This window comes from Rhodoblastus sp. (genome assembly GCF_041915505.1).
Classification (GTDB): domain Bacteria; phylum Pseudomonadota; class Alphaproteobacteria; order Rhizobiales; family Beijerinckiaceae; genus Rhodoblastus.
The window spans coordinates 1-24844 of record NZ_JAYSBG010000013.1 but is presented as its reverse complement, the minus strand read 5'-3'; the positions used below and the strand labels follow the sequence as shown (position 1 = coordinate 24844).

The following is a 24844-nucleotide window of genomic DNA, read 5'->3' as shown; positions in this document are numbered from 1 at the left end:
AAAAGGCAACCCGGACTTTCCGCTCATTTCGAGGACGATTAATTCCCGAGCGCGCCGAAGCCGAGGGCGAGGCGGCCGAGCTTTTCGGCGCCGAAATATTCGCTGGCCTTGCGGATCGGCTCGCCGCCGAGATGACGGTAGAAATTCACCGCGCGCTGGTTGTCGCTGAGCGTCCAGACCAGCATGGTCTGCAGGCCGTTTTCGGCCAGATCGCGGCGTCCGGCGCGGAACAGGCGCGCGCCGAAGCCCATGCCCTGATATTCCGGCGCGAGGTAAAGCTCGAAGATTTCGCCGCCGAAGGGCAGCGACGGCGCGCGATTGCGGCCATAGGAGACATAGCCGCCGACGGCGCCATGCAGGGAAAGCACCAGCAGCCGGCTGCCCTGCAGCACGGCCCTGCGCCACCAGTCCGGCCCGCGGCGGGCGATCAGGCGCTCCAGCTCCCGGCCCGGGATCAATCCGCGATAGGCTTCCCGCCAAGCCGCGTCATGGACGGCGGCGATCTGTTCGGCGTCGCCCGGAATTGCGCGTCTTATGGTGATCAGCGCCTGGGACATGATTCAATGTTAAGTCCAAGGGCCGGCGGCATGCAAGAAAACTATTTTTAATGTTTCGGGCTGCCGGTCAGTTGAAATGGAACCGGATATTGGTGCTGGTGGAGAAACGGCCTCCCGGCGGCGGCGGCATGCGAATCGCGCTCAACGTGGTGCGCGCGGCGGCGTCGAGCGTCGGATTGCCCGAGGAGCTGGTGATCGACTGGCTGACGATCCGGCCCGAAGGCCCGACTGTGAAGGCCACCCCGACCGCGCCGGTCGCGCCGGAAGCGCGGGCCGCGGCGGGATAGAATGTGTGGCGGCGGATTTCGGCGGCCAGCAGCCCGGCATAGGACGCCGGCGACATCGACGAACCGCGCGGCGAGCCATTGTCGGCGCCGCGCTTGAGCTCCTGGCGCGCCTCCTGCGCCTTGCGGCGGCGGTCGGCGATTTCCTGCTGCTTGAGCTTTTCCCGCCGGTCGTCGCGGATTTCAACCGGCTTGGGCGGCGGCTTCTTCTCGACCACGGTCTGTTGCGGCGGTGGCGGGACGGGCGGGGGCTGAACGGGTTTCGGCTCCTCGACGGGCAGCGGAATGGCTTCCGGCGCGGCGACGACGGGCGGCGGCGCCTCGACCGGCTCCACGCGCTCGACCGGCGGCGGCGGAGGCGGCGGCTCGGGCGCGGCCAGTTCGGCCGGCTTGATCTCCTCCTGCGCCTTCTGATCCTCGGCGGAATCGCCGAGCGGGACGAGCCCGACCTCGACCGAATCGACCGGCGAAAGCACGGCGGGGCGGTTCTTGATCGCGACGAAGAACAGGCCGTGGAGCGCGAGAATCAGGATCAGCGCCAGCGGCCGCAGCCACAGCGGGCGCACCGCGGCGGGGGAAGCGGGCGCGAAGGCCGGGCCCGCGGCCGAAAGGGCGCCCGTCGCGGTCATTTCGCCGGTTCCGCGCTAGTGGCGGGGGCGGGCGCGGCGGCGGGAGAAGCGGCAGGCGCAGCGCCGGACGTGGCGTTCTTGCGGCCGGAATCTGTGACGATGGCGATATGGGTGATTCCGTGGGTGGCGAGTTCGTCCAGCGCCGCCACCATCTGGCCGTAGGCGGCTTCCTTATCGCCGCGCAAATGGACCACGCGCTCGGAATCGTCGCCCAGCTTGAGCTTCACCAATTGCGCCAGATCGGCCAGTTCGACCGCCTGATCGCCCACCGCCAGCTTGCCGTCCTTCCCGACGACCACGACGACCGGCTCCTTCGGATTCAGCGGCCGCGCCGCCTGAGCCTGCGGCAATTGCACCTTCATGCCCGCCGTGAGCAAAGGCGCGGTCACCATGAAAATGATGAGCAGCACCAGCATGACGTCGACCAGCGGCGTCACATTGATGTCGGATTGCGGACGGAAGAAGCCGGGCCGCCCGGAATTGGGGGGCGAGAAGGCCATCACGCCGCCTCCGCATGGGCCGCCACGACCGGATCACGGGTCAGTTCGGCGGCGCGGTCGGCGGCGCGGTTCATCAGCAACTGGCCGAGCCGCGAAAAGGCGGCGCCGAGGCGATTATAGCCGATGGCGGCGGGAATGGCGGCGGCGAGGCCGTAAGCCGTGGCGGCGAGCGCTTCGGCGATGCCAGGCGCCACCACGGCGAGGCTGGTGTCCTTGGCCGCGGCAATGCCGACAAAGCTGCCCATAATGCCCCAGACCGTGCCGAACAGGCCGACGAAGGGCGAGACCGAGGAAATCACGGCCAGATTGGCGAGGCCGCCCTCGGCCTTGGCGAGCAGCTCCAGGCTGGCGCGGGTCATACGGTCGCCGACGCGCTGGCGGCGTTCGGAAACCGTCTCGCCCACGATGCGGATGCGGGCCTCCTGCGCGCCGAGCGCCTCGACCGGCGCCAGCAGCGCATGGGTCTGGCCGTCGCTCGTCTGTTTCAGCGCGCGCGACAGCCGCAGCAGGCCGAACACGCCCTCGATGATCAGCAGCCAGCACCAGATCGAGGCGACCAGCAGAAGCGCCATCACCGCCTTGCCGACGGGGCCGGCCTGCATGAACAGACCAAGCGGAGAAAGTGAAATGTCATCCATGGCGGATCCCTGTACGGCCTTTTCGCGGCTTTGCGGCGCGGCTTCTCGCGCCTGCTTCTTGCGGCTGGCGCCGACCGCATCGGGGCGAATTTATACTGCTTTTTGCGGATTCACAGAGGCGTCGAGGCGAAAGCCGGAACTCCGCCGCATTTCCCGACTTTGCCGGGAAAAAGTCCCGATTTATTCGGGAAAAACGCCTGATCGCTGAGGGAGAAATAAGTTTCGCGGCGCGCGCCGCTCAATCCGGCCGCGCGGCGAAAGCCGCCGCCGCGCCGAACAGGCCGGGCTGCGGATGGACGATGCGCCAGACCGGCATGGCGGCCATCATCGCCGCAAAGCGCCCCTTGGCGGTTAGGCTGTTCGCGAAATCCGTGTGCGGCAGCAGATCGGCAAGGCGCGCCGACAGCGCGCCGGCCAGCACGAGGGCGTCTGCGCCATGCGCGAGGGCGATATCGCCCGCGAAAGCGCCGAGGCCGGCGCAAAAGCGTTCGAGCGCGGCGCGCGACAGCGGATCGGCGCCGGACAGAGCCGCTTCCCACAAAGCCTTGTCGTCGGCCGGGCCCGGCGCCGCCTCGGCGCCGGGCAAAGCGGCGCGAATTTCCGCGAGGCCGGGGCCGGACAGGATGCGCTCGGTCGAAACCCGGCCGAATTTGCGCCGCAGCCGCGCCAGCAAGGCATCCTCGAAGGCGTCGCGCGGGGCGAAGCCGAAATGGCCGGCCTCGGTCTCGATCACCCGATGCGAGTCCCGGTCGAGCAGGGTGAGCGCCACGCCGAGCCCGGTGCCAGGGCCGATGACGCTGACGGCGCCGGGCCGGGGCGGCGCGCGGCGCGGCCCGCACACCAGCGCGAAATCCTCCGGCGCGAGCTGCGCGACGGCATGGCCGATCGCGCCGAAATCATTGACGATGGTCAATTGTTCGACGCCCAGCTCCGCCGCCAGCGCAGCAGGCCGCAGCCGCCAGGGACTATTGGTGAGCTTCAGCTCATCGCCGCGCACGGGGCAGGCGACCGCCAAAGCCGCCGCGCGGAGCGTCGGCCCGGGCGCCTCGGCCGCGAAAGCGCGCCAGGCGTCGGCAAAGCTGGGATAATCGGCGACGCGCAGCACAGCCGCAGGGCCGAGCGCGCGGACGCAGCCGCCGGCGACGCACGCGATGGCGAAGCGCGCATGGGTGCCGCCAATATCCGCGACGCCGATTTCCCGCTCGCTCATATTCGTTTCAGGCTCCCCAAAGTTTCCATGCCGGCGCGCTGCGATCCCGGCAGGGCGGCGCGCTTTTTCCAAATCGCAAGCCAAAAATGCGGCGCCGTCCGTGAAAATTAAAGGGCGCCGACCTATGTAAATTGAAGTTCAATCGTGATTGGCTACGTCAGTCCCGCCCGACGCATCGGCCCGGCGGGATGCAAGGAGGTCGTAATGAGAATGTCCGCCGCGACGGCGCTTGCCCTGGCGCTCGGCGTCGTCCTGATCGGCCCGACCGCCAAAGCGATGGAAGACGCGCCGGTTTCTCACCACCATCGTCATCATCACAAGGGCCATGCGGCGTCTCATGCCGTCGAAACGCCGACCGCGCCGCACCGCGCCCCGGCGGCGGTCGAGCCGGACGGCCCATCGCTCAAGCCTTACGCCCATCCGGGCGATGGCGGCAATGACGGTCTGAGCCGCGATCCCGACGATTGCAACAAGGGTTGCATCGGCGGCAATCCGGGCTGAGGAAAACGCTGCTCAGAACTGGAAGCGAACGCCGGCGGTCGGCGCGATATTTTGAGCGTGAAGGTAGCCGCTGGCGACGCCGCCATACACATTGGACACCAGCACGCCGGCATAGACCGACAGACGGGGCAGGGGCCGGTAATCCATCACGAACGAATAGGAATAACGGCCGCCGCCGCAACGGCTGCTGCTGGTCGCGGTTCCCGAGCCGGAGCAGGTCGCCGGCCACGCCAGGTAGTCAGCCTGCGTTTCCCAATAGACGGCCGAAGCGATGCCGAAATTGGGCTGCACGATGTAGCGGAAGCCCGTCCAGGCGGTATTGAGAATGCGCGGCACGGTATAGGCGTTGCTGGTGACCGCGCCGGGCGGGACGACGACGCCCGATGCGATGGTCGATATGCCGTAAGGGAAATAGCCATCGCTCGGATTGGTCGACCGGGAATAGACGTAGCCCCAGTAAAACCGGAACTTTTCCCAATCATATCGCATCAGAAGCTCAAGGCCGCCCGTGTTCATCATGGTCGCGCGGACGATTGAATCGGGGTCATAGCCGACCGGCAGGGCTGCGCCGCCATAGGTCTGGAAGGTCAAGGCGTTGCGCGCATAACCGACGATCGCGTCGAAGGAGAACTTCCTGTAATCGAAACCGACCTGGCCCTGATATTGTTCGGTGGCGGCGTTGCCCTGGTCATATCCGCCGATCTGGGCCTGGGCCGCGAACCGGACCTCCTGGAAGGTCAGGCGATAGGTGAGGGCGGAATTGATGCGCGAGGTCGGGCTGGCGCCGAATGTGGCGTAAAGCGCGGTGAAGCCGATCTGCGAAAAGGCCACCGAGGCCGCGGGGTCGTAGGCGCCCATCGCCGATTGCGAGAGCAGGGTGGTGCGCCCAAAGGTCAGCGTGCCATAGGTCGGATTGCTCACGCCGATGAAGCCCTGACCATTGTCCCATTGGCCGGCGCGCGCCGTGTCGAACGCCGTGCGCTGGTAGCCGGCCTTGTACAGATTGTTGTCGGCGAGCGATTGCGGCCCGTTGATCAGGCGGAGCGTATAGGGGTTGAAGCCGGATTCCGCGACGCCGACCAGTTCCCAGTCCCTGACGATCTCCTGGGCCAGCCGGAGGCCGATGCTGGAGGCGGTCAGCGCGTTTGGCGACCACAGCCAATGGACATTGCCGCTGGACCGCTGAATGGCGTAGTTGGGTTTATCGGCATAGGTTCCAACCGGCGCACCCCATTGCTCGTAGCCGAAGCCGCCGTCGAGCGTCCCGAACAGCGTGAATGGCCCGTAATTCAGCGGACAGTCCCGCGCCGACGATTTCAGGTAATCCTGCAGGCTGGCGAAACAGGACGGCTTGTCCGAATCCGCAGCGGAGCTTCCGGGTGACGAGAGCTCCGCCGCCTGGGCGCCGCTGGCGAAAAGGGCTGCAATGGCGCCGATGCAGCAAATCCGTTTCATCGACACCCCTTGGTTCGCAGGTCCAAACGAGCCGATCGATCGCGCAGACGCCATAGGTCCAAAATGATAGGGAAGGCCTTGAAATGTAAGCTCAAACGCAAGTATAGCTTATTTCAACATGCTTTTCGGCGTGACGAAAGCCGCCTCAACTGTTGCGCGCGCCGCTTTGACTCAAGGATCCGCCATATATCTGAGGATGTTGTTTTTTTGTCACTGACGGCGCGGCGGCGCGGCGCGCCGCAAGCTGCGGCGGAGAGACGATATGGTTCCCTTTTTGCCGCCAATCGGCGAAAATCCGCGCCGAGGACTTCAATGGCGGACGTTACAGGAAGAAAGTGGCGGGTTTTTCGCTCGCTTGAGGGCGGCGCGGCGAGTTGGCGCGCCGATCTCGTCGCCGGCCTGACGCTCGCCGCTATCGCGGCGCCCGAACAAATGGCGACGGCGCGGCTGGGCGGCTTCGCGCCGCATATCGGCTTTTACGTCTTCATCGCCGGTTCGCTGGCTTTCGCATTGTTCGGCGCCAATCGCTATCTGTCGTCGGGCGCCGATTCGACCATCACGCCGATTTTCGCGGCCGCACTGGCGGCGACCGCCGCTATGGGCGGCGCGGATTATCTGCGGATGACCGCCCTGCTGTCGGTTCTGGTCGGGCTTATCCTCGCCGGCGCCGGGCTGTTGCGGGGCGGCTGGGTCGCCAATCTTTTCTCCATTCCGGTTCTGACCGGCTTTCTCGGCGGCATCGCGGTCCATATTGTTCTGGCGCAGGCGCCGGCCTTTCTGGGAATCGCCGACGGCTCGGGCGCCGCCGTCCGTCGCATCGCCGCGCTCGCCAGTCACATCGGCGACTTCAAGCCGGCGGCCGTCCTCACCGGTCTGGCCTGTCTGACGCTGATCGTCGTCGTCGAGCGCTTCAACCCGCGCCTGCCCGGCCCATTGCTCGCCCTGGTGGGAGCGACTCTGGCCGTCATGTTCTTTGGCCTGGTCGGCGCGCCGACCGTCGGCGCCTTTCATGTGACGCCGCCGACGCTGGCCGCGCCCATGGTCGATCCGGACGATTTCTTCAAGGTTCTCGGCCTGTCCGGCATCATTGCAATGGTCGTCATGGTGCAGAGCGCCGCGACCTCCCGCTCCTTTCCCGGCTTTCCCGGCGAAACGCCGGACATCGACCGCGATTTTCTCGGCCTGGGCGTCGGCTCCGTGCTGTCCGGCCTGATCGGCGCCTTTCCGGTCAACGCCAGTCCGCCGCGCACGGCGATCGTCGCGGAAGCCGGCGGCGAAACCCAGATCGCCGGCCTCGCGGCGGCGGTCGCCGTGGCGTTGGTCGCGGCTTTCGGCGAGCCGTTTCTCAGCCATACGCCCGAGGCCGCGCTGGCGGCGATCCTGTTCTATATCGCGGGCCGGATCTTCCGAATCGGCGTGATGCGCGACATCGCGGCCCGGTCCCGGCCCGAATTTCTGCTCCTGATCGCGACGCTGCTGCTGGTGGTGCTGGCGCCGATCCAGACCGGCGTCGGCCTGGCCATCATCCTGTCGCTGTTGCACGGCCTGTGGACGACGACCCAGACCAGTCTCCAGACCTTTGCCCGCTTGCCGGGCAAGACGGTGTGGTGGCCGGAAAGCCTGGATTTCCATGGCGAAACGCTCGCGGGCGTCAAGGTCGTCGGTTACCAGGCGCCATTGTCCTTTCTCAATGCCGACCGCTTCCAGCGCGAACTGGCCGAGGCCGCGGACGAGCAAGGGCTGAAGCTGCTGGTGCTGGAGGCCAGCGCCATCGATAATATCGACTATACCGCGGCGCAGGCGCTCGCCTCGACGATCAGGACCTGCCGCCACAAGGGCGTCGACTTCGCGGTGGCGCGCCTCGAATCCGTGCGCGCGCAGGCGGATTTTGCCGCCTCGGGCGTCCTCGAAGCCCTCGGCGGGCCAGGCTTCGACGGGCGCGAACGGCTGTTCCACAGCGTCGACGAGGCGACTGCCGCACTGGCGGCGGGCGCGCCGGCTGTCGCGGCGCGGACCGGCCATGTGTAAGCAGGCGCACAATCCTGAACAGGGGCTCGAATGAGCGACGTCAAACATTCCGTCTATGTCTGCGAGGATGAAAGGGAGCTTGCCGAGGCCATCACGAGGGAATTGCGCGATCGCTACGAGGTTTTCGTGAGCGAGACGGGCCGCGAGGCGATGGAGGCCGCGCGCGCGGGGCGCGTGGACGTTCTGGTTATGGACCGAAAGCTGAAGGGCGCCGACGGATTGGCCCTGATCGCGGAACTGCGCGCCGGCGGAGACCGGACGCCCGTACTCATGATGAGCGCGATGGGCGCGGTGGATGATCGTGTCGCGGGCCTGCGCGCGGGCGGCGACGATTATCTGGTCAAGCCTTTCGCCATGAGTGAGTTTTCCGCGCGCGTGGATGCGCTCGCGCGCCGCCTCGCCGGCGTTGCGGCGACGGTTCTGCGCGCCGGGCCGCTCGAAATGGACCTGATCGCCCGCTGCGCCCGCCGCGACGGCCGGGCGATCGAGCTGCTCCCGCGCGAATTCAAGCTGCTGGAATATTTCATGCGCCGACCAGGTCTGCTGGTCACGCGGAAGATGCTGCTGGAAGAGGTCTGGAACTATCGATTCGAAACCCAGACCAATGTGGTCGACGTTCATCTGCGCAATCTGCGGGTCAAGCTCGACGCGCCGGGCGAGCGGAAGCTGATCGTCAACCAGCGCGGCGAAGGATTTTTTCTCGATGTCCCCGCGTGATCTCGTCCGCTCCACGCCCCTGAAACTGGCGGGGGCTTTCGCCCTGGCGATCTTTCTGTTGACCGGCGGCGTGTTCGCCTTCGTCTATGAAGCCGCGACGCAGGCGTGGGTTTCGAAATTGCAGGCCGTTTTCGCCGACGAGGCGGAAAAGGCGGCGGAGAGCGACGATGAGCGCCTGCGCCGGGCCCTCTCGCTGCGGCTGACGCGCGATTTCCGGCGGCTGGATTTCGTCGCGCTCTACGACCGCGCGGGGACGCTCGTCTTCGGCAATCTCGAGCGCTGGCCGGGCATTCCCGTCGACGGGCGCACGCATTATCTCGCACGATTCCAGCCCAGCGACGCGGTCGCGCCCGAGCCGACCCTGATGGTCGCCCGCGTCCGGCCCGATGGCGACATCATCGTGCTGGGGCGCAGTCTCGAGGAAGTGGCGATGCTGGGGCGCATCCTGGCGCGCGCTTTGTCCTTCGCCATCCTCCCGCTGGCGGCCGGCGCCCTCGCGGCCGGATTTTTCCTGGCGCGCCGCAACGGGAAGCGCATCCGCGAAATCGACCACGCCATCGCCGACATCATGAAAGGCGACCTGCGCGCGCGCCTGCCGAGCCGATCCGGGATCGACGAGCTCGACGGCGTGATCGCCTCCGTCAATGAAATGCTCGACGAAATCGAGCGCCTGCTCGGTCAGCTCGCGGCGGTCGGCGACAATATCGCCCATGACCTGCGCGCGCCGCTGGTCAATGTGCGGGCCATTCTGGAACAGGGCCTCGCCGCCGCGCCGAAGGGCGCGCCGACGCGACAGTCCATCCAGACCGCCTTGCGCCAGATCGACCGCGCCATGACCGCGATCGCCGCGCTGTTGCGCATTTCCTCCATCGAGCGCGAGCGCCGGCATTCGGCTTTCGCCCAGATCGACCTCGATGCGATTTGCGCCGAACTGCACGAATTCTTCCTCCCGCTGGCGCGGGCCAAGGGCGTCAGGCTCGATCTTGCGGTCGAGCCGGGCGTCTCGATCCGCGGCGATCCGGACCTGATGCGTGAAGCCGTGGCCAATCTGATCGACAATGCGCTGAAGTTCACGCCGCGCGGCGGCGCCGTTTGCGTCGCCGCCGCCGCGCGCGACGGTCTGGCCCGGATCGAGGTCAGCGACAACGGACGCGGCGTCGCCGCCGCCGAAAGCCGCGAGATCTTCCGGCGTTTCGCCCGGGCCGCGAATGGCGTCGATCTGCCGGGCGCCGGGCTCGGGCTGAGCATTACCGAAACCATAGCGCGCGTGCACGGCATGGACCTGACCGTCGCGGACAATGCGCCCGGCGCGCGGTTCACGCTGGCCGAACGGACGCCATGACGGCCGGCCACTCCCCGCGCCGATGAGGGGCGCGCTCCCGGACGGATAAAAAACATTTTAGTTTGGCCAACGACGGGCCGACCCTATAAACCGCGGATCAACGGGCCCCTCCCGCCGCCGCTCGAACGTCCTCCAAGGTTTGATGCTTACACTCGTCCGAATTGCGCTCAAGCGGCCCTATACGTTCGTAGTGATGGCGATGCTGATCGTCATCGCGGGCGTATTGTCGTGGATGCGCACCCCAACCGACATTTTCCCCGCGATACGCATTCCGGTGGTCGCTGTGGTGTGGACGTATAACGGTCTGCCGCCGGACGATATGTCGGGGCGCGTCGTCTATTATTACGAACGCACCGTCAGCGCGATGGTCAACGATATCGAACATATCGAATCGCAGTCCATGTCCGGCTATGGCGTGGTGAAGGTCTTCTTCCAGCCGACCGTCGACATCAACGCCGCGCTCGCCCAGATCACGGCGGCCTCGCAAACGGTGCTGAAGCTTTTGCCGCCCGGCATCAACCCGCCGCAGGTGCTGGTTTTCAACGCGTCGAGCGTGCCGGTCATCCAGCTCGCCTTGTCGAGCAACGCTTTGCCGGAAGCGAAGATCTTCGACTACGGCCAGAACATCATCCGCCCGCAGCTCGCGACCGTCGCGGGCGCCGCCGTGCCTTCGCCTTATGGCGGCATGGTCCGGCAGGTGCAGATCGACGTCGATCAGGCCAAATTGCGCTCCTACGGCCTGTCGGCGGAAGAGGTCGTCTCGGCCGTCGGCAACCAGGACCTCATCATCCCCGTCGGCACCCAGAAGATCGGCAGCAAGGAATATGTCGTCAAGCTGAACGATTCGCCGGACACGATCGAGGAGCTCAACAATCTTCCGATTCGCACCATCGACGGCGTCACCGTGCGCATTGGCGACGTCGCCTTCGTGCACGACAGTCATCCGCCGCAGATCAATATGGTGCGGGTGAACGGCGACAACGCCGTGCTGATGTCGATCATCAAGGCGGGCTCGGCCTCGACGCTCGACGTCATCAATGGCGTCAAGGCGCTCATCCCGGCCTTGCGCGAATTGTTGCCCGAATCCGTGAAACTGGCGGTGGTCGGCGACCAGTCGCCCTTTGTCGAAGGCGCGGTCCATTCGGTGATCTTCGAGGGCGCTCTGGCCGCGACCCTCACCGGCCTGATGATCCTCGTCTTTCTCGGGAGCTGGCGCTCGACCGTCATCATCATCATTTCGATCCCGCTCGCGATTCTGACGTCGATTGCGGCGCTGGCCGCGACCGGCGAGAACATCAATGTCATGACGCTGGGCGGCCTGGCGCTCGCGGTCGGCATTCTGGTCGACGACGCCACGGTGACGATCGAAAACATCAATTACCAGCTCGAACAGAAGAAGGAGATCGAGGCCGCGATCATGGACGGCGCCCGCCAGATCGTGATTCCCGCGACCGTCTCCCTGCTCTGCATCTGCATCGTGTTCGTGCCGATGTTCAGCCTCGACGGCATTTCGGGCTATCTGTTCCGCCCGATGGCCAAGGCCGTCATTTTCGCGCTGATGGGCTCCTATCTGCTCTCGCGCACGCTCGTCCCGACCATGGCGAACTATCTGCTGAGCGGCCACGCGCATGATCCGGACGCGCCGCCGAAAGGATTCTTCGGCCGGTTCCAGCACGGGTTCGAAAGACGATTCGCCGGCGCGCGGCGGGCCTATCAGGGGCTGCTGGCGGCGGCGATGCGGCGCCGCCGGACCTTCGTCGTCGGCTTTCTCGCCTTCGTGATCCTCTCGCTCGGGCTGGTTCCCTATCTTGGCCAGAATTTCTTTCCGAGCGTCGAAAGCATCCAGCTCAAGCTCCATGTCCGCGGCCCGACCGGGCTGCGCATCGAGGAAACCGGCCGCCTGTTCACCCAGGTCGAGACGGCGATCAGCGCCGTCGCGGGGCCGGGCGTGGTTGCCTCGATGGTGGACAATATCGGCATGCCGGTCAGCGGCATCAACGCGGCCTATGGCAATTCGGGCACGATCGGATCGGCCGATGGCGACATTCTGATCACGCTCGAAGACGGCAAGGAGAAGATCGGCGACGAACTCGTGCGGAAATTGCGCGAGGAGCTGCCGAAGCGCTTCCCCCAGGCGACCTTCTCCTTCCTGCCGGCCGACATCGTGACCCAGATCCTCAATTTCGGCCTGCCGGCGCCGATCGACGTCCAGGTCATCGGCGGCAACCTTGAGGCGAACCGCGAGCTGGCGAATAAAATGCTGAAGCGGATCGCCGATATTCCCGGCGTGGCCGACGCGCGCATCCAGCAACCGGGCGACCAGCCGACCATCAATGTCGACGTGAACCGCATTCTCGCGAGCCGCCTCGGCGTCACCGAGCGCGACATCGCCACCTCCATGCTCATCACTCTGGCTGGCTCGATCCAGACCAATCCGGTATTCTGGCTCAATCCGAAGAACGGCGTCTCCTATCCCGTGGTCACGCAGACGCCGCAATATTGGATGAATTCGCTGGAAGACCTCGCGCGGATTCCTGTATCTATGGAAAAATCGCCTCAGATTCTCGGCGCGGTGGCTGAAATCGGCAGGGGAGAGAGCAACGCCGTGGTGTCGCACTATTCCGTCCAGCCCGTGCTCGACATTTTCGCGACCAACAGCGGCCGCGATCTCGGCGCGGTTTCGGCCGACATTCGCAAGATCATTGATGAATTCAGCGCGTCGCGGCCGCGCGGCACGCGAATCGTCTTGCGCGGGCAGACCGAAACGATGAATTCGGCCTATTCCCAGCTTTATGGCGGCCTGGCGCTGGCCGTCGCGCTGATCTATCTCCTGATCGTCGTGAACTTCCAGTCCTGGACCGATCCTTTCGTCATCGTGGCGGCTCTGCCGGCCGCGCTGGCGGGCGTGACCTGGATGCTGTTCGCCACCCACACCACATTGTCTGTGCCTGCGCTGACGGGGGCGATCATGTGTATGGGCGTCGCGACCGCGAATTCGATTCTGGTGGTGAGCTTCGCCCGCGAGCAGCTCGCCGAGGGCCTGGAGCCTTTCGCCGCCGCGCTCGAAGCCGGCGTCGGCCGTTTCCGCCCGGTCCTGATGACCGCGCTCGCCATGATCATCGGCATGGCGCCGATGGCGCTGAGCGCCGAGCAGAACGCGCCGCTCGGCCGCGCGGTGATCGGCGGCCTGATCTTTTCAACCGTCGCCACGCTGGTCTTCGTGCCCGTGGTGTTCGGCATCGCCCATTCCCGCCGCGCGCGGATTTCGACCGAGGCGGCGCATGAAGAATGACATGGTCTCCGAAGCGCCGGCGGTTCCGGTGAAAGGCCGCAACATCGGCCTGTGGCTCGTCCTTGCGGCGGGCGGGCTGATCGCCGCCTATCTGGCGTTCACCTTCCTGCAGCGTTGGGAGAACGACCGGCGTCTGACCGAATGGACGCAGGAGCGCGCCATCCCCAATGTGACGATCGTGCGGCCCCATACCGACGACAAGCCCCAGGTGCTCGCGCTGCCCGGCAATATCGCGGCCTGGTACGAGGCGGCGATCCATTCCCAGGTCGGAGGCTATATCAAGAACTGGAAGACCGATATTGGCGCGGTGGTCAAGAAGGGCGAGGTTCTCGCCGAGGTGGATACGCCGGAGCTGGACGAGCGCCTGGCGCAGGCGCGCGAGGAGTTGAGCCGCGCGCAGGCCGCGCTGGCGCTCGCCAAGGTGACGGCGGAGCGTTGGACCGCCTTGCGGAATTCGGCCGCCGTCTCGAAACAATCCGCCGATGAAAAGACCAGCGATCTGCAGGTGAAGCAGGCCGACGTCGGCGCGGCCAGCGCTAATCTGGACCGGCTCAAGGCGCAGAAGCAGTTCGCGCTGATCGTCGCGCCGTTCGACGGCATTGTCACCGCGCGCAATATCGACATCGGCTCTTATGTGGCGGCGGACCGGTCCGCCCAGCCCTTGTTCAAGGTGGCGGACGTTCACGCCATGCGGGTCTATGTCAATGTCCCGCAGACCTATGCGGCGCGGCTCGCGCCGGGGACGAAGGCGACCTTCACGACGCCGCAATCGCCAGGCCGGCGCTTCGACGCCCGCCTCGCCACGACATCGAACGCGATCGGCGCGCAGACGGGCAGCCTGCTGGTCGAGCTGGATACGCCCAATCCCGACGGCGCGCTGTTCCCGGGCTCCTATGCGGACGTCCATTTCGAACTGGCGACGGATCCGACCCAATTGCGCGTTCCGGCCAGCGCGCTGACGGTCGGCCAGCATGGCGTGCGCGTGGCCACGGTCGGCGCCGACGATCGCGTGGCGTTCAAGGCCGTCGTCATCGCCAAGGATTTCGGCGAGGAAGTCGCTATCGCCTCCGGACTCGAGGCGCAGGACAGGATCATCGACAATCCCCCTGAATCGCTCGCCGAGGGCGACCGGGTCCGGATCGCGGATAAAGTGTCGACGGGCCTGAAGGAATGATGCGCCGGCTTGTTTCCTGCATCGGGCTGTGCGCGCTCGCGGGGCCCCTGGCCGGTTGCGATCTGGCGCCCGCCTATGCGCCGCCGCCGATTGCGGCGCCGGGGCAGTTCAAGATTGCGCTGCCGGCGGGGTCGCGCGTCGACGTCGCGGAGAGCTGGTGGCGAAGCTTCCGCAGCCCGGAGCTGGACCGGCTTCAGGCGCGCGTCGAGCTGGACAATCCGGATTACGCCGCCGCCCTCGCGCGCTATCAGCGGGCGAAAGCGGCGCTCAACCTCGTCAATTCCGCCTTTTTCCCCACTGTATTGGGCCAACCGGAGATCAGCTACAACAAGCAGTCGCAGAACCGGCCGCTTCGTTCCGCCAATCAGCCGACCTATTACGGCGCGAATCAATTGTTCGGACAATTGGGCTGGGAGATCGATCTCTGGGGCCGCGTTCACGATCTGGTCGCCGCCGCAAAGGCCGGGGCCCAGGCCAATGACGATCTGCTCGCGGCGACGCGCCTCTCGCTGCACGCCTCGCTCGCCCGCACCTATATCGCCCTGCGCGGATCGGATGCGCAGGCGGCCTTGCTCGCGCGGACGATCAAGCTCTATCAGTCGGCCCTCGACCTGACCCAGGAGCGGCTGAAGCAGAATATCGCGCCGCCGATCGACGTCGAACGGGCCAAGGTGCAGCTCGCCAATGCGCAGGCCGCCGCCGCCGAGGTCGCGCAGGGACGCGCCGTGCTCGAAAATGCGCTGGCGGCGCTGTCGGGCGAAATGGCGTCGTCCTTCAAGATCGCGCCTTCCGCCGTTCAACCCGCCGCGCCCCGGCCGCCTCGCGCCGCGCCGGGCAGTCTTTTGCTGCGTCGGCCCGACGTTGCCGCGCGCGAGCGGCTGCTGTTTGCGGCCAATGAGAAGATCGGCGCCGCCAAGGCGGATTTCCTGCCGCGCTTCATGATCCTGTTGTCGGGCGGCACGCAATCGACCAATCTGGACCTGCTGAATTTTCACAACAGCCTGTGGAGCTACGGCCCCGGTATTTCGGCCCCGATCTTCGACGGCGGCCAGCGACAGGCGGCGCTCGACGCCGCGCGCGCCGAATTCATGGCCGCCGCCGCGGAATATAAAGGCTCGGTGCTCGCCGCCTATCAGGAAGTGGAGGATGCGCTCGCCTCGATCAAATGGCTCAGCGCGGAAAATGCGGCGCTGACGGTCTCGGCCGATGCGGCGCAGCGCGCTCTGGACATGTCGATGAGCCTCTACAAGGACGGAGCGGCGTCGTCGCTCGATGTCGTCACGGCGCAATCCGCCGCGCTCGACGCGGAGCGGGCGAAACTCGCCGCCCAGACGCGCCTGCTGGAGCAATATGTCGAACTGATGCTGGCGCTGGGCGGCGGATGGAGCGGACAGGCGCCGCCGCCGGAGCCGCCGCTGCCGCCGCCGATCGCGCTCGGGGGGCCGCAGGGCCAGGACCCAGGCGCGGCCGTTCCGGCGGAAGAGGCCAAGAAATGAATGGCGCACAATGAACGGCGCACAAGGGAGGAGCCGGGCCATGGAGCGATGCGACCAGTGCATGTTCTGGAAAATGGCCCGCCCCGGCGAAGGCTGGTGCCGCCGGCGCGCGCCGAAGCCCGCGGCCGAATCGGACCGCATCGCGCATTGGCCGACGACGCACGGCGGCCAGGGCTGCGGTGAATTCCTCGAAGTCGGCTCCGCCTTCGATTTGGTCGCCTGCAGCCTTTGCCGTTTCTGGCGCAAGCCGCCCGGCGGGCTGCAGCCGGTCGATCGGGGCGACAAGCCGGCCCAGTGGTGGACTCAGGCGGGCCTTTGCGTCCGCCACGCGCCGTCGCCTGTCTCGGAGCCCGGGCCGCGCGCTTTCTGGCGCGCGAGCCATGGCGCCGATTCCTGCTCCGAGGGCGTGGCCCGCCCGAGCGGGGCGGCCGAATGATCCAGCGCCCCCAGGCTGCGCCCCCAGGGCCGCCGGTCAGTTTCGAAAGCTCAGTTGCAAACCATTATATAGGGGTGGCGGAACTCCCAGTCGGAGTTGACCACGCGTTTGCGCCAGACGCACGCGCTGTTGCCCGAATGGCGGGCGTGCACGACCATCTTGTAGTCCTGCGGATCCGGGCCGTACCAGCTGAGATAATGGTGCGGGTCGGCTCTGTACTGGCCGCCTTCGTAGAACGCGCCGGGGGCCACCGGCCCGGGATCTCCCGTCCAATAGGCCTGACCGTCGACGGTTTTCATGCCGGCGGCGGCGGGATGCAGCATCACAAGAGATAAAGCCGCCGCGACGGCGGCGCTCTTCGCCAATTCAAACGAGCGCTTCATTTTATTTTCCTCCAGGCTGGAGCTGACATCCGACGCGAACGCTCCCGGGGCGCCGCGGGCGAGCGGTTTTTCCGGATAGGGCCGCGTCATCTGCGAATATGGGATCGAATCCCCATGATTTTGCGGCGGATCAGCGGAGGAGAACGCTAAAATTTTTTTTAGACGGGAGGAGAGAAGAGGCGAAAATGTGGCGTCGTTAAAGTTGACAATTATTATAGAACTATGGGAATGAAATGAGACGGTGGCGTGACAAGGCCTCTGCGTTCATCATTCCGGCGGAGATTTCCTTCATGTGGGCACGGCTTTTTGGCGTCACGGCGATTCTGGCCGCTGCTTCGGGCGAAGCGAGGGCGGACGATCTCGCGACGCTCAACAAGGAAATCGCCTCGTCGAAGCAGAAACAGGCCGAACTCCAGAAGCGGCTGGAAAAACTGGAGAAGGCGAAGGCGGCCCCGAGCGCCCCCGCGCCGACAGCTCCGGCCCCCACCGCTTATGTCGCCGACGCCGCGCGGGCGCCGCTCCAGGAGCTGGCCTCCGACGCCCCGCTGACGTGGAACGGCATTACCCTATTCGGCGTCATCGACGCCGGCGTGTCCTGGCAGAGCCACGGCGCGCCGTTCAATGGCTCCTATCCGCAGGGACTCGAATATGCGATCTCCAAGAACAGCAATCGGTCGATGTTCAGCGTCGCGCCGGGCGCGATGGGTTATTCCGGCATTGGATTGAAAGGCGAGCACGAGATCCTGCCCGGCTTCGCCGCGGTCTTCGGGCTCAATACGCAATTCAATTCGGGGTCGGGCCAGCTCGCCAACGGTCCGGCCTCCCTGGTCCAGAACAATGGCGTTCCGCTGGCCTATCAAAGCGGCAACGGCGATTCCGCGCGCGCCGGCCAGGCCTTTAACGATTACGCTTATCTCGGCGTTTCATCCGCCGATTACGGCTTCCTGACCTTCGGCCGGCAGCGCACGCTGACCACGGACGACCGCTCGATTTACGATCCGATTCCGGGGTCCCTGGCCTTTTCGCTGCTCGGCTATTCGGGCTCCTTGTCCAGCGGCGACACCGAAAACAGCCGTTTCGACAATTCCATCAAATATCTCGTTCATGTCGGTCCGGCGCGCTTCGGGGCCATCTACAAGCTCGGCCAGCCGAGCAACGGCTCGGCGACGACGAACGGGCCCACTTATCAGGTCTCCGCCGGCTTCGATTATCAGGCGCTGTCGTTCGACGCGGTCTATAGCCAGGTCTCAGGCGCCATCACGCTCTCCTCGCTCAGCGCCGCGCAGATGCTGGCGCAGCCTCCCGGCTCGCTCGCCGCGACGGTTTCCGACAATTCAGCGGTGCTGCTTTCCGCCAAATATACTTTCGGCGCATTCAAGTTCTTTGGCGGCTACGAACATATCGACTATGCCGACCCCGGCAATCCGATCGCCGCGCCCTTCGTGGATTCAAACGGTTACGCCGTGAGCGTCGCCACCAACAACGCCTATCAATATCATGACAAGATCCTGCAGGTTTTCTGGACCGGCGTGAAATACGCTTATGACAGCCACATCGACTTCAGTGTCGGCTATTACCACGAATGGCAGAATTCCTATGGCAAGATCGCCTGCAATTTCGCCACGAACACCAAGTTGGTGACCAATGCCGCGACCTGTTCCGGCACGGAAGACGCGATCGGCTTCGTCGGTGAATATCATTTCAACAAGAAGTTGGAAGCTTACGCAGGCATGATGTATTCGACCGTGGCTGGCGGCATGGCCAACGGGTTCCTGAATACCAATACAATCGACCCGACCATCGGATTGCGTTACGCCTTCTAGAATCGTCGCCCCGATTATAGCTCCGGTCGAACGCCTATAATGTCAAAACGCAAGTTGTTTTGACTGTCGCGCGCCCGCAGCATTGCATCCCTGCATGGTTCATGAACGCCGAATGACGTTTTGACCAAAATCAAGCGGCGCTCAATTCAAACCGTCACAAAACCTTCAGCTTTGGTGCGGCTTAGCCTTTAGTTGAGTCGTCAACTATTGCAACGAGGCAACACCGGGATTCTTTGTGGCGAAAACCGGTCGATTCCACGGTGAGGCTAATTGCCAAGCCCTAAACTGCTGCTTATTCGATAATCAATCACGATGTCGTTCAAACTTTCGTGATCCGATTTCACAACTGCGGCTGGCCGTCGCAGTCACCTGGAGGGAGCCCCATTCGCGAATTGTGCGCGAGAGGCTCGGAGAACTGGAGACGGGCATGAAAACCAAACTTATGGCTGCGGTCGCCGTTATGGCGGTCCTGACAGCGACGGGCGCGGCTCGCGCCGATGACGCGGCTGACGTCGCCGCCTTGAAAGCTCAGGCCGCGACGCTCAAGAAGCAGAACGAGCAGCTCGAGCAGCGTCTCAACAAGATCGAGCAGCAGCAGGCCGCCTTGCCGCAGTCCGCCGGCGCTCGCAGCTTCATGGCCGCCGACCTCCCGGGCATCAAGGACGCAATTCCGACCTGCGCGCTGCCGCCTCTGGACGGCCCGCTGACCTTCTGCGGCATCACCGTGTTCGGCACGATCGACGCCGGCCTTGGCTGGGCGAGCTACGGCCTGCCGACCAACAGCAAGTTCTATCTCGGCGACAGCCTCATCAACAAAAACGCGAACCGTTCGTATTTCGGCGTCGCGCCGAGCGGCCTGTCGCAGTCGACTCTGGGCGTCAAGGGTTCGTATGAAATTCTGCCCGGCATCTCGGGCGTGTTCTGGGCTTCGACCGGCATCAACCCGCAGTCGGGCCAGTTGGCCAATGCTCCCGGGTCGATCGTCGACAACAACGGTCTGAACCGCAACGCCTATTCCAACAACGGCGACGGTTCGCGCGGCGGCCAGCCGTTCAACGATCAGCTCTATGTCGGTCTTTCGTCCAAGACCTACGGCCAGCTGACCTTCGGTCGTCACAAGAGCCTGACCAACGATATGGTCGGCGCCTATGATCCGGCCGGCGGCGCTTACGCCTTCTCCGTCATCGGATATTCGGGCACCCCGGTCGCCGGCCTCGGCGACACCGGCAACGCCCGCTGGGACGACTCGTTCAAGTATAAGGTCGAATTCCCCGTGAACGGCGGCTTCACCGGCCGCTTCGGCGCGATCTACAAATTCGCCGACGGCAATGGCGGCTGCAACTATCTGGGTACGGGTGTCGCTCCGGTAGGCACGGTTCAGCAGTGCTACTCGACCAAGAACGACGCCGGTCAGGTTGGCGCCGGCTTCACCTATGCCGGTTTCGACTTCGACGCGGCTCTCGGCTACTTCCATCAGGCTGTCTCGTTCGGCCCGCTCAGCGCTGCGCAGGCCTTTGGCGGCGTGAGCACCTTCGTGCCCACTTATGGCCCGACCATCAACTCGGTTGGCGCCAATGCGGGCACGCTGGCTGGCACGATCTCGGATAACACCGGCTGGGCGCTCGCGGGTAAATATACCTATCAGAACTGGAAGTTCTTCGCCGGTTGGGCTCACGTGATCTATCACAACCCGGAGAACAGCGTCGGCATCGGCGCGCAGGGCGACCAGGGCGGCTATATCCTGAGCTCGGTCAACAATGCGGCTTTCCCGCACGCCAAGCTGCTTGACACCTTCTGGACCGGCACGAAATACGCGTATAACGACAAGACCGACATCGTCGGCTCGTTCTACGTCGAGGCTCAGAATGGTTACGGCACGGCCGCCAATCTTTCGACCTGCTCGCTGCCGGCGTACCTCCCCTATGGCTCCTTCGGCGCCAAGATCAACGGGACGGTTTACGGCGCCCAGTCCGCCCCGCGTAGCGGCGCCTGCTCGGGCAACCTCTACGGCGCCTCGGCTTATGTCGACTACCACTTCACCAAGCGGTTCGATATCTACGGCGGCCTGATGTACAGCGCCGTCACCGGCGGCATCCAGTCGGGCTACTTCAGCGCCTCCAACTGGGCGCCCACCGTCGGCGCGCGTCTCACCTTCTGATCGGTTCGCCGCTTCAGTCGCGAAGATCGCGATCAATCATTGGAAATCCCGCGAGAGCAATCTCGCGGGATTTTTCGTTTGCGTTCCACGCCGGGTGAATTGACACTAGTTCATTGCCGATGTTGCAGATATGCGACACGAAGAAATATTTTCTTCCCAAGAGCGTGGTGTATTTCAACTACTACATGAAAAATGCATTTTTTTCGTACGTTTGCATATCGTTTGCCCACAATGCTCTGGCATTGGCGTTTTTCTGGCCTTTTCGTGGCGCCGTTTCGTTGCTAGCAATGCCTAAACCGACTTCTCGGTCTTAGATCGCAATATATTAAGATTACAAGATGACGTCGCGTCCGGTCTCGGCCCGACGGGCGGCGTTATTTTGGTGGAGACGACGATGAAAAACATGCTCATGGCGGCTGCTGCTACTTTGGCCATCGCGACAGCCCCGAATTTTGCCCACGCCCAAACCGCCGAGGACATCGCTGCGCTCAAGGCGGAGGCGGCCGCCCTGCAAAAGCAGAATAAGGAGCTCGAACAGCGCCTCAAGCGACTGGAGCATGTTCAGGCTGTCCAGCCGCAGGCATCCGCCGGCGCGCCCGCCAGTTCGTTCATGGCGGCCGATCTCCCCTTCCTCAAGGGGCCGGCGCAATGCGCCCCGCCGACACTGGATGGTCCGCTGACCTTTTGCGGCATCACGATTTTCGGCACGATTGACGCCGGCGTCGGCTGGGTCAGCCATGGCCTTCCGGAAAACGGCAAGAATTACGAGGGCGAATCCCTCATCAATAAATTCACCAATCACCCCTATTGGGGCGTCGCCCAGAACAACCTGCAGCAGAGCACGCTCGGCATCAAGGGCGAGCAGGAGCTGCTGCCCGGCCTCTCGGGCGTCTTCATGGCCTCGACCGGCATCAATCCGCAATCGGGCCAGCTCGCCAATATGCCGGGCACTTTGGTCGACAACCAGGGCCTGAACCGGTCCGCCTATTCCTTCTCCGGCGACGGCGGCCGCGGCGGCCAGGCGTTCAACGACCAGCTCTTTGTCGGTCTGAACTCCAAGACCTATGGACAGCTGACGTTCGGCCGCCACCGACCGTTCTCGGTCGATCTGGTGAACGCCTATGATCCGACCGGCGGCGCCTACGCCTTCTCGCCGATCGCCTTCAACGGCCAGTTCGTCCAGGGCCTCGGCGCCACGGAAAGCGCGCGCTGGGACGATTCGTTCAAATATAAGGTGACCTACGGTCCGGTGCATTTCGGCGCGATGTATAAATTCGCCGACGGCAACGGCGGCTGCAATTATATCGGCACGCTCGTCTCGCCGGCCAAAACCACGCAGACCTGTTATACGCCGCACAACGACGCTTATCAGTTCAACCTCGGCGGCGTTTATGGCGCGTTGGAAGTCGATGCGGTCGGCGGCGTCTATCATCAGGCTGTCGTAATCGCCGGCGGCAATTCCCCGCTCAGCGCGTCGCAGCTGACCTCAAGCGTCTTCACCAGCAATACCGGCATCACGGTCAATTCGACCGGGAACAACCTGAACACCCTGCAGGCGCTCATCTCCGACAACGCCGGCTTCGCCATCGCCGCGAAATATACCTGGAACCAGTTCAAGTTCTTTGCCGGCTATGCTTACGACGAGCTGCAAAATCCGTCGAACAATGTCGGCATCGGCGCGATGAACGACCAGGGCGGCTACATCCTGAGCTCAGTCAACAACGATTTTTACCCGCATCCCAAGGTGCTGCAGACGTTCTGGACCGGCTTGCGTTACGCCTATAACGACAAGACCGACATCGTCGGCGCCTATTACCACGTCAACCAGAACCAGTTTGGCACCGACGCGCAGAACCTGACCTGCAGCACGGCGTTCTCCCAGAACACCAAAGCCGCGCAATGCGCGGGCACGCTCGATTCCGGCTCGGCCTATGTCGATTACCACTTCACCAAGCGGTTCGACGTCTATGGCGGCATGCAAGTGTCGGCCGTCAACGGCGGCCTCGCCGGCGGCACGGTGTCGACGTCCGGCAAGCTGACCGCGATGGGCTTCAACTACTACACCAACTTTGCCCCGGTGGTTGGCGCGCGCTTCGTGTTCTGATCCAATCGTCAAGCCGGCTCCCAACCAAACGGATCCCGCGCGCTTCGGCGCGCGGGATTTTCCATTCCGGCCGGCGACAAGGCGCCTCGCTCCGCGCAAACCCTTGCAAACCGTGGGCGCCGCGTTTAGCAAGGCCGCAGTTTCCCAAATCTGCGACCGCGAGGCGAATCATGGCGAGCTATAATATTTTCCTGCTGCCCGGCGACGGCATCGGTCCCGAGGTGACGGCGGAGGTCGAGAAGGTCGCGAAGGTGATCGCCGACGCCGGGCTCGCCCGTTTCGAATTCGAAAAAGGCCTCGTCGGCGGCTCGGCCTATGACGCGCACGGCAAGGCAATTTCCGAAGAGGACATGGCGCGGGCGCAGGCGGCCGACGCCGTGCTGCTCGCCGCCGTCGGCGGGCCGAAATGGGCCAATGTGCCCTATGACGTGCGTCCGGAAGCCGGCCTGCTGCGCCTGCGCAAGGACCTCGGCCTGTTCGCCAATCTGCGTCCCGCCGTCTGCTATCCCGCTCTGGCCGACGCCTCGGCGCTCAAGCGCGAGATCGTCGAGGGCCTCGACATCATGATCGTCCGCGAACTGACCGGCGGCGTCTATTTCGGCGAGCCCAAGGAAATCGTCGATCTCGGCAACGGCCAGAAGCGCGCCGTCGACACCCAGGTCTACGAGACCTATGAGATCGAGCGCATCGCGGCGGTGGCCTTCGAACTGGCGCGCAAGCGCGGCAACAAGGTGACCTCGTCCGAAAAGCACAATGTCATGAAATCCGGCGTGTTGTGGAAGGAAGTGGTGACCGAGCTGCACCAGCGGTCCTATCCCGACGTGCAGCTTGAGCACATGCTCGCCGACGCGCTCGGCATGCAGCTCGTGCGCTGGCCGAAGCAGTTCGACGTCATCGTCACCGACAATCTGTTCGGCGACATGCTGTCCGACGTCGCCTCCATGCTCACCGGCTCGCTCGGCATGTTGCCCTCGGCTTCGCTCGGCGAGGCCGATGCCAACGGCAAGCGCAAGGCGATGTATGAGCCGGTCCACGGCTCGGCGCCGGATATCGCCGGCAAGGGAATCGCCAATCCGATCGCGATGATCGGCTCATTCGGCATGGCGCTGCGCTATTCCTTCGGCCTCGGCCAGCCGGCGGATCTGATTGAAAAGGCGATCTCGGACGTGCTGGCGGCGGGCCTGCGCACGGCCGACATCAAGGGCGACGCGGCCACGACGGTCTCGACCGCCGCGATGGGCGACGCCATCGTCGCGTCCCTGCGCAAATCGCTCTGAGCGATCAGGCCCGGCCGCTTCGGCGGCCGGCGCCTCTTTGGGGCTATTTCAGGAAGACGTAAATGTCGACCTGGAGCGCCATGTCGCTCGAATCCTTGGCGTCGTTGACATATTCCTCGACGAACAGATTGCGCGCCTCCAGCCCCTTCTCGTCGAGATAGGCCGTAATCGCCTCATAGGTCGAATCGATGTCGTCATAGGCGCCGCGATGCTGGAATTTCAGCGCCTTGCCGCTCGGCGACTGGGTCACGGAGACATCCGCGCCGAGATCGGGCTTGGCGTCGGCCGGGGCGTCCACCGGCAGCATGGCGTCGAATTTGAACCCGGCGTCGTCGGTGTCGGTGAACACGGCGATCGGCCGCCCCGCTTCCTTGAGCCCGGCCTTTTGCGCCGCCGCGCGCAATTTGGCGATGGCCTCGCCGATCTTGGCGTAGCCCTCTTCCCATTTCGCGGCGCCATGCGTTTGGATCGCAACGTGGGCGGCGACCTCTTCGGTCTTGATCGCGGTTTCCTCGGCAGGAGCCTCGGTTTTTGGCGCCTCGGATTTGGGCGCGTCCGTCTTCGGCGCGTCCGTCTTGGCGTCGTCGGGTTTGGCGGGCTCGGTCTTCGGCGCTTCTGCCGGGGCGGCGGGGGCCTGGCTCGCGTCGGCGGGCGCCGGCTGCTGGGCGGCGAGCGGCATTGGCGCGCCGATCAGCGCCAAGGCGAGCAGCAGTGGCCGCGTCCGATCCCGGCCCGAAAACAACTTGCCGATCAGCATTGGACAGCTCCCGATCTGGCGCGGCGTCTCGCGCCCGCACTGCGCTTCAGTCTCGAATCGTTTCATTGTAACGCCCGTTGCGC

At 64.9% G+C, this 24844-nt stretch carries 20 protein-coding genes; 12 read left to right on the top strand and 8 right to left on the bottom strand.

From position 1 onward, the window contains the following. Positions 1-38: 38 nt before the first annotated feature. The 5 genes from ACE3S9_RS02100 to ACE3S9_RS02080 form a co-directional block, all read right to left on the bottom strand. Positions 39-557 (bottom strand): N-acetyltransferase family protein, encoded by a 519-nt coding sequence (locus ACE3S9_RS02100; protein ID WP_374544774.1) that lies wholly within the window; start codon positions 555-557, stop codon positions 39-41. 67 nt (positions 558-624) lie between these two features. Further along, complete coding sequence (locus ACE3S9_RS02095) at positions 625-1470, bottom strand: energy transducer TonB (RefSeq protein WP_374544773.1); 846 nt, start codon at positions 1468-1470, stop codon at positions 625-627. Then, positions 1467-1970, bottom strand: a complete 504-nt coding sequence (locus ACE3S9_RS02090; RefSeq protein ID WP_374544772.1) for an ExbD/TolR family protein — start codon at positions 1968-1970, stop codon at positions 1467-1469. The genes ACE3S9_RS02095 and ACE3S9_RS02090 overlap by 4 nt, the downstream gene beginning before the upstream one ends. Further along, positions 1970-2608 (bottom strand): MotA/TolQ/ExbB proton channel family protein, encoded by a 639-nt coding sequence (locus ACE3S9_RS02085; protein ID WP_374544771.1) that lies wholly within the window; start codon positions 2606-2608, stop codon positions 1970-1972. The genes ACE3S9_RS02090 and ACE3S9_RS02085 overlap by 1 nt, the downstream gene beginning before the upstream one ends. Before the next feature lie 238 nt (positions 2609-2846). After that, positions 2847-3818, bottom strand: a complete 972-nt coding sequence (locus ACE3S9_RS02080) for a glucokinase (protein WP_374544770.1) — start codon at positions 3816-3818, stop codon at positions 2847-2849. A gap of 204 nt (positions 3819-4022) precedes the next feature. Between ACE3S9_RS02080 and ACE3S9_RS02075 the strand changes: the two genes are divergently transcribed. Beyond that, positions 4023-4319: a hypothetical protein gene (locus tag ACE3S9_RS02075; protein ID WP_374544769.1), complete on the top strand. Its 297-nt coding sequence runs from the start codon at positions 4023-4025 to the stop codon at positions 4317-4319. 12 nt (positions 4320-4331) lie between these two features. Here the strand turns inward: ACE3S9_RS02075 and ACE3S9_RS02070 are convergent, their stop codons facing one another. Next, positions 4332-5774 carry a porin gene (locus ACE3S9_RS02070; RefSeq protein WP_374544768.1) on the bottom strand — a complete coding sequence of 481 codons (1443 nt, stop codon included), beginning with the start codon at positions 5772-5774 and terminating at the stop codon, positions 4332-4334. Between the two features lie 312 nt (positions 5775-6086). Between ACE3S9_RS02070 and ACE3S9_RS02065 the strand changes: the two genes are divergently transcribed. From ACE3S9_RS02065 to ACE3S9_RS02035, 7 genes are all read left to right on the top strand, one after another. After that, positions 6087-7802: a SulP family inorganic anion transporter gene (locus tag ACE3S9_RS02065; protein ID WP_374544767.1), complete on the top strand. Its 1716-nt coding sequence runs from the start codon at positions 6087-6089 to the stop codon at positions 7800-7802. A 30-nt stretch (positions 7803-7832) separates the two neighbouring features. Then, the gene (locus ACE3S9_RS02060) at positions 7833-8519 is read left to right on the top strand and encodes a response regulator transcription factor (protein WP_374544766.1); all 687 of its coding nucleotides are present in this window, start codon (positions 7833-7835) and stop codon (positions 8517-8519) included. After that, on the top strand, positions 8506-9861 hold the full coding sequence (locus tag ACE3S9_RS02055) for a sensor histidine kinase (protein ID WP_374544765.1): 1356 nt from the start codon (positions 8506-8508) through the stop codon (positions 9859-9861). Before ACE3S9_RS02060 ends, ACE3S9_RS02055 begins: the two co-directional genes overlap by 14 nt. Before the next feature lie 142 nt (positions 9862-10003). Further along, positions 10004-13153: an efflux RND transporter permease subunit gene (locus ACE3S9_RS02050; RefSeq protein ID WP_374544764.1), complete on the top strand. Its 3150-nt coding sequence runs from the start codon at positions 10004-10006 to the stop codon at positions 13151-13153. Between the two features lies 1 nt (position 13154). After that, positions 13155-14327 carry an efflux RND transporter periplasmic adaptor subunit gene (locus ACE3S9_RS02045; protein ID WP_374544763.1) on the top strand — a complete coding sequence of 391 codons (1173 nt, stop codon included), beginning with the start codon at positions 13155-13157 and terminating at the stop codon, positions 14325-14327. Then, positions 14327-15823, top strand: coding sequence for an efflux transporter outer membrane subunit (locus ACE3S9_RS02040; RefSeq protein WP_374544762.1), 1497 nt, complete (start codon positions 14327-14329; stop codon positions 15821-15823). Before ACE3S9_RS02045 ends, ACE3S9_RS02040 begins: the two co-directional genes overlap by 1 nt. Positions 15824-15863: 40 nt before the next feature. Continuing rightward, positions 15864-16259: a hypothetical protein gene (locus ACE3S9_RS02035; RefSeq protein ID WP_374544761.1), complete on the top strand. Its 396-nt coding sequence runs from the start codon at positions 15864-15866 to the stop codon at positions 16257-16259. A 50-nt stretch (positions 16260-16309) separates the two neighbouring features. Here the strand turns inward: ACE3S9_RS02035 and ACE3S9_RS02030 are convergent, their stop codons facing one another. Continuing rightward, positions 16310-16732, bottom strand: coding sequence for a hypothetical protein (locus tag ACE3S9_RS02030; RefSeq protein ID WP_374544760.1), 423 nt, complete (start codon positions 16730-16732; stop codon positions 16310-16312). A gap of 143 nt (positions 16733-16875) precedes the next feature. On the opposite strand from ACE3S9_RS02030, the gene ACE3S9_RS02025 reads away from it, so the two are divergent. The 4 genes from ACE3S9_RS02025 to leuB all read left to right on the top strand — a co-directional run bounded on the left by ACE3S9_RS02025 (position 16876) and on the right by leuB (position 24004). Next, complete coding sequence (locus ACE3S9_RS02025) at positions 16876-18465, top strand: porin (protein ID WP_374544759.1); 1590 nt, start codon at positions 16876-16878, stop codon at positions 18463-18465. 427 nt (positions 18466-18892) lie between these two features. Then, on the top strand, positions 18893-20623 hold the full coding sequence (locus tag ACE3S9_RS02020; protein ID WP_374544758.1) for a porin: 1731 nt from the start codon (positions 18893-18895) through the stop codon (positions 20621-20623). 394 nt (positions 20624-21017) lie between these two features. Next, positions 21018-22727 (top strand): porin, encoded by a 1710-nt coding sequence (locus ACE3S9_RS02015; RefSeq protein ID WP_374544757.1) that lies wholly within the window; start codon positions 21018-21020, stop codon positions 22725-22727. A 170-nt stretch (positions 22728-22897) separates the two neighbouring features. Further along, on the top strand, positions 22898-24004 hold the full coding sequence (leuB, locus tag ACE3S9_RS02010) for a 3-isopropylmalate dehydrogenase (RefSeq protein WP_374544756.1): 1107 nt from the start codon (positions 22898-22900) through the stop codon (positions 24002-24004). Between the two features lie 43 nt (positions 24005-24047). Here leuB and ACE3S9_RS02005 read toward each other — a convergent pair whose 3' ends face one another. Further along, positions 24048-24761 (bottom strand): GyrI-like domain-containing protein, encoded by a 714-nt coding sequence (locus tag ACE3S9_RS02005; protein WP_374544755.1) that lies wholly within the window; start codon positions 24759-24761, stop codon positions 24048-24050. Between the last annotated feature and the right edge of the window lie 83 nt (positions 24762-24844).